At 54.0% G+C, this 8,869-nt stretch carries 6 protein-coding genes and 1 rRNA gene; 4 read left to right on the top strand and 3 right to left on the bottom strand.

Annotation, left to right across the window (positions count from 1 at the left end):
* From rrf to AACY26_RS14310, 4 genes are all read left to right on the top strand, one after another.
* Positions 1-102 (top strand): 5S ribosomal RNA (gene rrf, locus AACY26_RS14325); the annotation flags it as partial.
* 250 nt (positions 103-352) lie between these two features.
* On the top strand, positions 353-1,015 hold the full coding sequence (locus tag AACY26_RS14320; RefSeq protein WP_339515128.1) for a paraquat-inducible protein A: 663 nt from the start codon (positions 353-355) through the stop codon (positions 1,013-1,015).
* A complete protein-coding gene (locus tag AACY26_RS14315; protein ID WP_339515126.1) occupies positions 1,002-1,625 on the top strand; it encodes a paraquat-inducible protein A in 624 nt (207 codons plus the stop codon). The genes AACY26_RS14320 and AACY26_RS14315 overlap by 14 nt, the downstream gene beginning before the upstream one ends.
* Complete coding sequence (locus AACY26_RS14310; RefSeq protein ID WP_339515124.1) at positions 1,618-3,924, top strand: PqiB family protein; 2,307 nt, start codon at positions 1,618-1,620, stop codon at positions 3,922-3,924. The genes AACY26_RS14315 and AACY26_RS14310 overlap by 8 nt, the downstream gene beginning before the upstream one ends.
* A 60-nt stretch (positions 3,925-3,984) precedes the next feature.
* Here AACY26_RS14310 and mksF read toward each other — a convergent pair whose 3' ends face one another.
* Genes mksF through mksB form a run of 3 tightly spaced genes read right to left on the bottom strand, consistent with a single transcriptional unit; the run spans position 3,985 to position 8,782 of the window.
* Positions 3,985-6,819 carry an Mks condensin complex protein MksF gene (mksF, locus tag AACY26_RS14305; RefSeq protein ID WP_339515122.1) on the bottom strand — a complete coding sequence of 945 codons (2,835 nt, stop codon included), beginning with the start codon at positions 6,817-6,819 and terminating at the stop codon, positions 3,985-3,987.
* On the bottom strand, positions 6,816-7,517 hold the full coding sequence (gene mksE, locus AACY26_RS14300; RefSeq protein WP_339515120.1) for an Mks condensin complex protein MksE: 702 nt from the start codon (positions 7,515-7,517) through the stop codon (positions 6,816-6,818). The genes mksF and mksE overlap by 4 nt, the downstream gene beginning before the upstream one ends.
* The gene (mksB, locus tag AACY26_RS14295) at positions 7,514-8,782 is read right to left on the bottom strand and encodes an Mks condensin complex protein MksB (protein ID WP_339515154.1); all 1,269 of its coding nucleotides are present in this window, start codon (positions 8,780-8,782) and stop codon (positions 7,514-7,516) included. The genes mksE and mksB overlap by 4 nt, the downstream gene beginning before the upstream one ends.
* Between the last annotated feature and the right edge of the window lie 87 nt (positions 8,783-8,869).

The raw sequence follows: 8,869 nt of genomic DNA, 5'->3' as shown, positions 1-8,869 counted from the left end.
AGCATTGGAACCACCTGATCCCATCCCGAACTCAGTAGTGAAACGATGCATCGCCGATGGTAGTGTGGGGTTTCCCCATGTGAGAGTAGGTCATCGTCAAGCGCCTATACCGAAACCCCAGATCATGAAAATGATCTGGGGTTTCTCTTTGCGCAGAAAAAAATTATACGCCGACAGAGCAGCGCAACAGGCCAACCCAGTCAGGTGCTATCAGCTGTAAGGGGTGACGGGATAGAGTACGCTTTAGCCTGCTAACACCTTTTGAAAGAATCCGGGTTGGTAGCCAGCAATTGTTTAGCATCCGAGTGGTGACTGCTCGTTTACACTAGGCAAACTTTGTGAAGGGAAATTTATGCCGGAGCCGATTGACGCAACATCGCTCAAAGAATATCCCATTGATCAGCTTATAGCTTGTCATGAGTGCGATCTGTTGATGCGAAATCAATCAATTGAAGACGGTGAGCGAATTGAGTGCCCACGTTGCGGCTATGAGCTCTATAGCCATAGGCACCAAGTCATACGGCGTAGCTTGGCATTGGTTCTGGCTGCTTTGCTGCTGTATATCCCTGCTAACTTTCTTCCTATTATCGAACTCAATCTGCTGGGGCAACAAACCCAAGACACTGTGTGGTCTGGGGTACTTGGCTTGTACAACAGTGGCATGCAGCCGGTTGCAGTTGTTGTGTTCTTGAGCAGTATGGTGATTCCACTGCTCAAATTATTGATTCAATTGTTTGTCTTGCTCAGCATTCGTTTCGATTTTGGTCGCAGCTATGGCCTATTGCTTTACCGCATGTACCACCACATGCGCGAGTGGGGCATGCTTGAGGTGTACCTTATGGGTATCTTGGTAGCTGTAGTTAAATTGGTTGACGTCGCCGACCTAAGTTTTGGCATAGGCTTGATGTGCTTTGTTGGCCTATTGCTACTTCAGGTCTGGCTTGAAGTCACCATGTCGCCGCATCAGATATGGCAAGGGTTATCAGGTGAGGAGTCCGCCAGTGAGGGCCATTGATGCTGGGTTGCTGGTCTGTGATGAATGTCATCAGTTAAGTCCGATTGAGACCGACGTAGATAAACAGTTCTGCCCCCGCTGCGGGGGAAGGGTGCATGCACGTCGTCCAAATAGTCTATTACAGACCTGGGCTCTGCTCATTACCTCGGCAATCCTGTACATCCCGGCAAATATGTTGCCGATCATGCAGGTTAGCTCCTTGGGGAAAGGACAGGCCGATACCATCATGTCGGGTGTGATCGAGTTGGTTAACTATGGCATGTACCCCATTGCGGCAGTGGTGTTTATTGCCAGTATTTTGGTGCCTACATTCAAGTTGGTGGGTATTGGTTTGCTGCTTTACTCTGTACAGCGCCGCCAGCCTATGTCGGCCCGCCAACGCATGTGGATGTACCGTTTTATTGAGTGGATTGGCCGCTGGTCGATGCTCGACATTTTTGTAATCGCAATTTTAGTTACTGTGGTCAAGTTTGGCGCATTAGCGACCATTGAGCCGGGCTGGGGTGCTGTTGCATTTGCCAGTGTGGTTATCCTGACCATGCTTGCAGCTTTAACCTTTGATCCACGCTTGATTTGGGATAATACGGATACGGATGACAACGATGAATGATCTGCCTCTGGCTAAAAAAAAACCGGCCTCCAATTGGTCGGCTATCTGGGTATTGCCCATCATCGCGTTGTTGATTGGTGGCTGGTTGGCCTGGAAGGCATACGACCAAGCGGGAATCATGATCGAGGTCAGATTTGCCAGCGGCGGAGGTATTGAGGCAGGCAAGACTGAAGTTATCTATAAAGGGATTTCGGTCGGTAAGGTTAAAGCGGTGAACCTCGACACCGAAGGCAAGACTGATGATGTTGTAGCCACCATCGAGATGAGTAAAGAAGCCAAGGAGCATTTGCTCACAGGAACACGCTTCTGGTTAGTCAAGCCCAGCGTGTCTTTGGCCGGTGTTACAGGCCTTGAAACCCTGGTTTCAGGTAATTACATTGCCGTGAGTCCGGGCAAGGGCGAGCCTGCCCTGAAGTTTAAAGCGCTGGATGAAGCCCCGCCGTTATCCAATGATACGCCTGGGCTGCATCTCACGCTTAAGGCCGATCGGTTGGGTTCGATAGATAAGGACAGCCCCGTTTTCTACCGTCAACTAAAGGTTGGCCGGGTCAAGGACTATGTGCTGGATGATGATCGCCAGACGATTCGTATCCACATATTCATTGAGCCTGAATATGCCAACCTCGTGCGCAAACATACACGTTTCTGGAACGCCAGTGGCATTACCATCGATGCCGGGCTATCGGGCTTCAAGGTGCACACCGAATCGCTCGCCAGCATTGTCGCCGGGGGAATTGCCTTTGGTACGCCTGAGACGCGCAAGGACAGCCCGGCAACAGATCCGTCCCAGCCATTTCGCTTGTATGACAGCTTCGACTCTGCGCAAGCAGGTCTCAAGGTTGTCGTGAAGTTACCTGATTTCGAAGGCCTTGAAGAAAACCGCACACCGGTTATGTACAAGGGTATTCAGGTTGGTATGTTGAAGAAACTCAAGATTAATGAGGATCTTCAGGGGGCAATGGCAGAGCTGACCCTTGACCCCTTGACCGAGCACTATCTGGTTGAGGGTACCCAGTTTTGGGTGGTAAAACCCTCGATCTCGCTGGCTGGGATTACAGGCATTGAGGCGTTGGTTAAAGGTAACTACATTGCGATTCGTCCAGGTGAAAAGGGGGCAGAGCCTGCGCGCGAGTTTGAGGCTCGCAGTAAAGCGCCCCCTCTTGATTTGGGCGCTCCCGGGCTGCACCTGGTTATGCGCACTGCGAACCTCGGTTCACTGGAGGTGGGCAGCCCTATTTTGTATCACCAGATTAAGGTGGGTACGGTTCAGAGCTATCAGTTGGCACGTAATAATAAAGAGGTGCTGCTTGGGGTTCATATCGAGCCCGAATACGCGCATCTGGTCAATCGCACCAGCTATTTCTGGAATGCAAGCGGCATAACGCTCAAGGGCGGGTTGTCAGGTATCGTGGTTAAGAGCGAGTCATTGCAAACGCTTATCGCCGGCGGCATTGCGTTTGAAACTGCAGATCTCAATGGCCCACGTTCCAATAAGCGAATACAGATGTTTAACCTGCACACTGATCGTGATGATGCGGTTAAGGCGGGTACGACGATAAGCATTCGGGTGGATCGTGCTGACGGGCTCAAACCTGGCGCACCGATTCGCTACAAAGGCATGGATGTAGGCACTATTGAAAGTCTTGAACTGACCAAAGACTTACAGGCAGTGCAGCTCAATGCACGTATTACTCAAGGCGATGCAAGGGTTGCCCGGGCTGGCAGTCAGTTCTGGGTTGTCAAACCAGAGCTGGGTCTAACTCAGGTGGACAATCTCGATACCTTGGTGCGTGGCCAGTACGTTGAGGTTTTGCCTGGTCATACCCAAGAGGCCAAGCGCACTCAATTCATTGCCTTGACCGATCCGCCGAACCTAGCTGAAAGCGAAGCGGGCTTGCGCCTGGTATTGAGTGCGGCCCGTCGCGGTTCCTTGAAAACTGGGGTGCCGGTTACCTACAGGGAAATCGTGGTTGGAAAAGTTGTCAGTTATGAACTGGGCGCAACGGCTGATCGTGTTCTGATCCACATTTTGATTGAGCCTCGCTACAAAGCGTTGGTCCACACCGGAAGCCGGTTCTGGAACACATCGGGTATAGGCGTTGATGCAGGCTTGTTTAAAGGTGTGAAACTACGAACTGAATCGCTCGAGACGGTATTGGCGGGCGGCGTATCGTTCGCAACTCCAGACAACGCTGATATGGGTAAACAGGCAACCCCTGGACAGACTTTTGCGCTGTTTGATGACCCCGAGGATGATTGGCTGCGCTGGGCGCCCAAAATCCAGCTACCCAAGAAGTAGTCGCTAAACCAACAAGGGCCGCATATGCGGCCCTTGTTGTTTACACAGAGCCTTGGCGCTTTAGCTTAGGGCTTCCTCGGCAGGTACTGGTTTTGCCGCCTGTGCAGCGTTTTCGCGTGGCTTGATGAACTTCCAGTCCGCTTCATCAATATAGATTCCATTTGGGCCACTACCGCCTTCGAGGTCAATCGCGACATGTGCTGAAACCTGTGGCTTAACAGAGGCTAGAATTGGCACAAAACCCAACTGTAGGCTGGTTTCGATCAAGGCTTGTTGGTTGCGTTCGTCGATGTCGGCCGCCTCATCAAGGTAGTAAGGCAAGCGTACCCGACCAGCTTGCTCACGATCCATCAAGTGCAGCAACAAGTACATGTTGGTCAGCGCCTTGATGGTCATGGTCGTACCGTTGGACGCAGCACCGTCGATATCGGTATGTATCACTGGCTGGCCATGGATCTTGGTGATTTCGAACGACAACTCGAACAGCTCTTTCAAGCCCAATTGATTGTGATTGGCTGCAACCAGGCGCGCCAGGTACTCTTTGGCCTCTTCGTTTTTGGCGTCTTGATCGGCTGATTGCGACAGGTCGAACACGGATAGGGTTTCGCCTTCCTCATATTGACCTGCACTGTGGATGATTTGGTCAATATGCTTGAGCGCTTCCTTGTTCGGTGCCAGAACGATACGGAAGCTTTCGAGGTTTGAGACCTGACGCTTGTTGATCTCGCGGTTAAACAGTGCCAGTTGGTGTTCTAAATTGTCGTAGTCACTGCGGATGTTGCGCAGGGTACGCGCAATGTCGGTCACAGCCGCGCGGCGTGCCTTGGCCAGGGTAAGCGCTTCATCCTGGCGGTGCGCATAGGCATTGACCAGCAAGTGCAGGCGCCGCTCGACATCATCTTCGCTGTCGAACTTGGCAACGCCCTTCAAGCGCACCTGTGCGTACAAGGCCTCGACTTGGCCATCGATACGCTGCAAGCCCTGCCAGGCATCTTGATAGTCATTCAGCAGCGGCAGCAAGTTATCCAGCGAGTCATCCACTGGGTCGGTGAACGGCGTGCCGAAGGGAAGGTCGGACGGCAATAGCTGGCGGCGGCGCAGTGCATCTTCGAGCGTGCGCTCCTTGGCTTCAAGGTCGGCTAGCTGACGGCCTACCAACTGCAGCTTGGCCGAGAGTTGCTGCACGCGTTCAGTGAAGGCATCACTGGAACGTTTCAACTCATCTTGGGCGGCTTCATGGACCGCAAGCTGTTCCAGCTTGCTTGGTTTTTCGGCGGCCAAGGTCTCGCTGCGCCGGAAGTCTTCGAGTGCTTTCTGTGCGTCGAGAACGTTTTTATACAGTTGCTCGGCTTGTGACTTGCTCGCAGCGCGGTCTGCGGCGACGGCTTGCTGGGTTTTCAGCTGTTTGTATTCGCGGTCGAGGCGGTCTTTTTGGTCGCGTAGCGCCGCTCGGTCAGCCAGCGCTTGCAGAGCCGGAGGCTCGATGTGGGAAAGATTGATGGACAATCCTGGTACTTCAAACTGCTCGCCCTTGAAGCCATCAAGGATTGCTTCAAGCGATTTGACCCACGCCTCGCCGTCCTCTACCTGAATGCCTTTTTCACCCAACGGCAAGCTAAAGAGCTGGCCATTGAACAGGCGCATCAAGCGATCGACATCCTGCTGCGAGAACTCCTCGCGCAAACGGGAGTAGCTGTTGTTGTCAGCGTGCTCAAGCTGTTGCTTGACCGATTTGAGGCGTTTATCAAGGTCGCGCAGGCGTTCATCAAGATCTTCACTGGAAAACTGTCGCGATTGCGCCAGCGCGCCGGCGAGTTCGTCATGGGCGTCCTTGGCAGCCAGGAGTTGTTGCTCCAGTTGCTGCACGTTATCGACCAAGGCAAAGCGGTTAGTCAGCACATCAAGCTCACCAAGCCAGCGTTGAATTTCGCTGATCTCACGCTCAAGGCGCATTAACTCCTGGGTGCCGCTGCGCTGCTCATTCTGCAAGCCATCTTGCTCGTTGCGATAATGCTCGGCCTGAATGACCAACTCTTCACGGCGCGCTCCTGCGTAATCCTGCCAGGTGCCAAGCAAGCTATCGAGCAAAGGCGATAGGCGATGCAACTTGCCGCGCAATAGTTCGCGCTGTGCGACACCCGCAGACAGAGTCTCGATCAGTGGTCCGGCAGTCACCAGCGCCTGGTAATCTTGCTCCATGCGGCGCACATCGCGGAACGCCTCTTCTGTCGCGGCAATATAATCAACGCTGCCTGAGCGTAAACTGTGCTCGAAAGCATCAAGAAACAGTTGCTTGAGCTTGGCTGCAGTGATTTCACGCATGTGCAGGAGGTTGATGAACAGTGCGCGGAAGGTTTTCAAGCTCTGCTCACTGGTCGAACGCAGTGGGATAATCGTCAGGTCCAGCGGAATCGAGGTATGTCCGCCAACCAGCAAGCGCCGCAGTTCATCAGGCTTGAGTTCATAGGCCTTGATACCTTCGCGTTCGAGGTTGTTGAACAGTTCGCGTTGCCGCAAGCAGGTGCCGTTTTTCTGGTAGTGGTCAAGATCCAGCTCGCCGGCGTAGGCAAAGAACTGATGGCCAAAGCCGCCACCTGGACCGCGCCCAGCAACGCCGATTACATGGGTGCCGTGCGGTAATGAAACCTCGACCAAGATGTAGCTGGTATCGGTGGCAAAGTAGAATTTGCGCGATTGTTCCAAGCTGTATTTGCCAAAGCTCATGTCCGACATGCGCGCCAGGATCGGGAATTGCAGCGCGTTAATCGATGCGCTTTTACCCAAGTTGTTGGCGCCATAGACCGACAACGGATTTTCCAATGGGAAAATACCCAGGCTGTAGCCGGCAGTGTTCAACAAGGCAAAACGACGAATGCCGTAGCGTTCCTGGCTCATGCATCAACCTCCTGGTTTGCGCGTTCTGCGGCGATGGCTTCAGACATGGCCTGCTCTTCGGATAGCTCCTCGACATTTGCTGCTGGTTCGTCGAGGCGAATGATTTCTTCCTCGTCATCATCGACCAAGACCGGCGTCGGCAACGGCAGATTGCTGTGCAGGCTTGCCGCGAGATCGCGGTCTTGCTGGACCGAGAGGCACACATCAAGGAAACGGTGCATGGGCGCGAGAAAACGATAGATACCGTTGTCTTCGCTGGCAAAACCCAGTTGGCAAAGACGACGCATGACTTTTTCTTCGAGCTCGTCTTGCGTGGTCACCTCAGCTTGGACAAACAGGTCGCGGTATTTTTCCAGCAATGCGGGTAGCTCATCGCGGCCCAGGCTGCCGCCGTCAAGCACCGCCAACGGATCACGGCCTTGGTCGGCAAGATGTTCAACCAGAATAAAAGTGAACAGGGCGAGACGCTGGGCGGTTTTGTTGACCTGAGCGCCGATTTGCTCCGGTACAAAGTAATAGAAGCCACGCGGGTCGCAGGTCAACTCAAAACCCAGGGCCTTGAACAGGGTTCGGTATTGATCTTGCTGGTTCGATAGCTGCGTATACAGCTCCGGGTCACGGCGGCTGACGTGGTAACCCTTGAACAGCTCACGGAATATGGGGGCCAACTGGCTCAGTTCGGAAAGGTCGATATTCATACGCTGCTCTTCTCGGCTTTGCTGGACGCCGGATGACTTTTAATCAGGGCGAATGAGCTCAGGCTAACCTGATGCTCGGCGGTAAGGTATTCGCGCCGCTCAAGGCGGTCTCGCTGAAAGCGCGAGTCACGCGATAATCGTGAGAACCAGTACAGCAACTCATCGGTTGCTCCATTGGGTTCTTGCTCAAGTAGCCAAACCATTAGATCAGGCAGCGGCAAGGCTTGCTCGCATCGCTCAAGCATTTCCCGAGCGGTACGCGGTGCGCGAGGTGCTTGGCCTTTACGGCTGCTGCTGGCTTTGGGGAAATGGGCGGGCTTGGGTTCGAAGCGAGCTAGAGCGTAGACATAAGCCTCGACTTGAGAGGCACTTCCAAGGAAGGTGCTTTGCGGACGGCTGAACAAGGGCATTGATGCCTGCGGTACTGCATCAAGCCCTTTACGCCGGATAGCGGAAAGCGCCAGGGCCGCGCCGCGTGTGACGGCGTTATGCCTGCGCGCTTCCTCACGCAGCGGCAGCAATAGCTCGCGCGCACGGCGCAATGTCAGCTGTGCGGTGGTCTGCATCTCGAGAATACGTGCGTGGGTTCGTAGCAGCAGGTCATCGTCAACCAACTGACCAAGACGCTGTTGCTCGCTCAACAAGCGCAGCAGCACATGCTCAACGCGGTAGACACCTTGCTCGAAGGCTCCGTCGGCTGCGACCAGTTGGATCATGGGTTCAACGTATTCGTCCCAGGTCGCCAGTACTTCAGCGTAACGCTGACGCAGGGGGATCTGCCGGTCGCTGGTTTTGGCCCGGTCAGCGACGGCGACCAACGCTTGTTCATCGTTCAGGAGTTTTTTCAGTACATCGCGTACGCGCATATCGAGCAAACGCAGCTGGCGCGCAAGGTCATGCGCGTCACGGACTTCAAATGCATCCTTTATATAACCCGCCAAGCGCTCAAGGTGGCGCAAGTACGCCTCGATTTCCAAGCATAGGCCCAGGCGATGCTCACGGCGCAGGTAAGCAAGAAAGTCATGGATCTGCGCATTCAACTCAAAGCGGTTTGGGCTTTTGGCTACCGGCACCAATATGTCCAGGCGAATCCACTGATCGAGTAGGGTAGTGATATCGATCGGCGTGCTATCTGGCAGCTGTGCCGCAAGCTGGCTGCGCAGATCGATCAGGCTCAAGGTCCCGGAGTCAAAGTGCTCGCAAAGCGGCTCTAGTAACGTCCAGTGTTCAGCGAGGGCACGCAATACGCGCTTGGGGTCAATCATTGATAGGCCAATCACTCGATTGAGAAAACGCCAATTGTACTGCATCGCTGGAAAAACGCTTGAGTTACAACCGATCAGAGGTCGTTT

The sequence above is a fragment of the Pseudomonas sp. RL_15y_Pfl2_60 genome, from assembly GCF_963970595.1.
Lineage (GTDB): Bacteria > Pseudomonadota > Gammaproteobacteria > Pseudomonadales > Pseudomonadaceae > Aquipseudomonas.
This window is presented reverse-complemented; position numbering and strand designations above follow the sequence as displayed.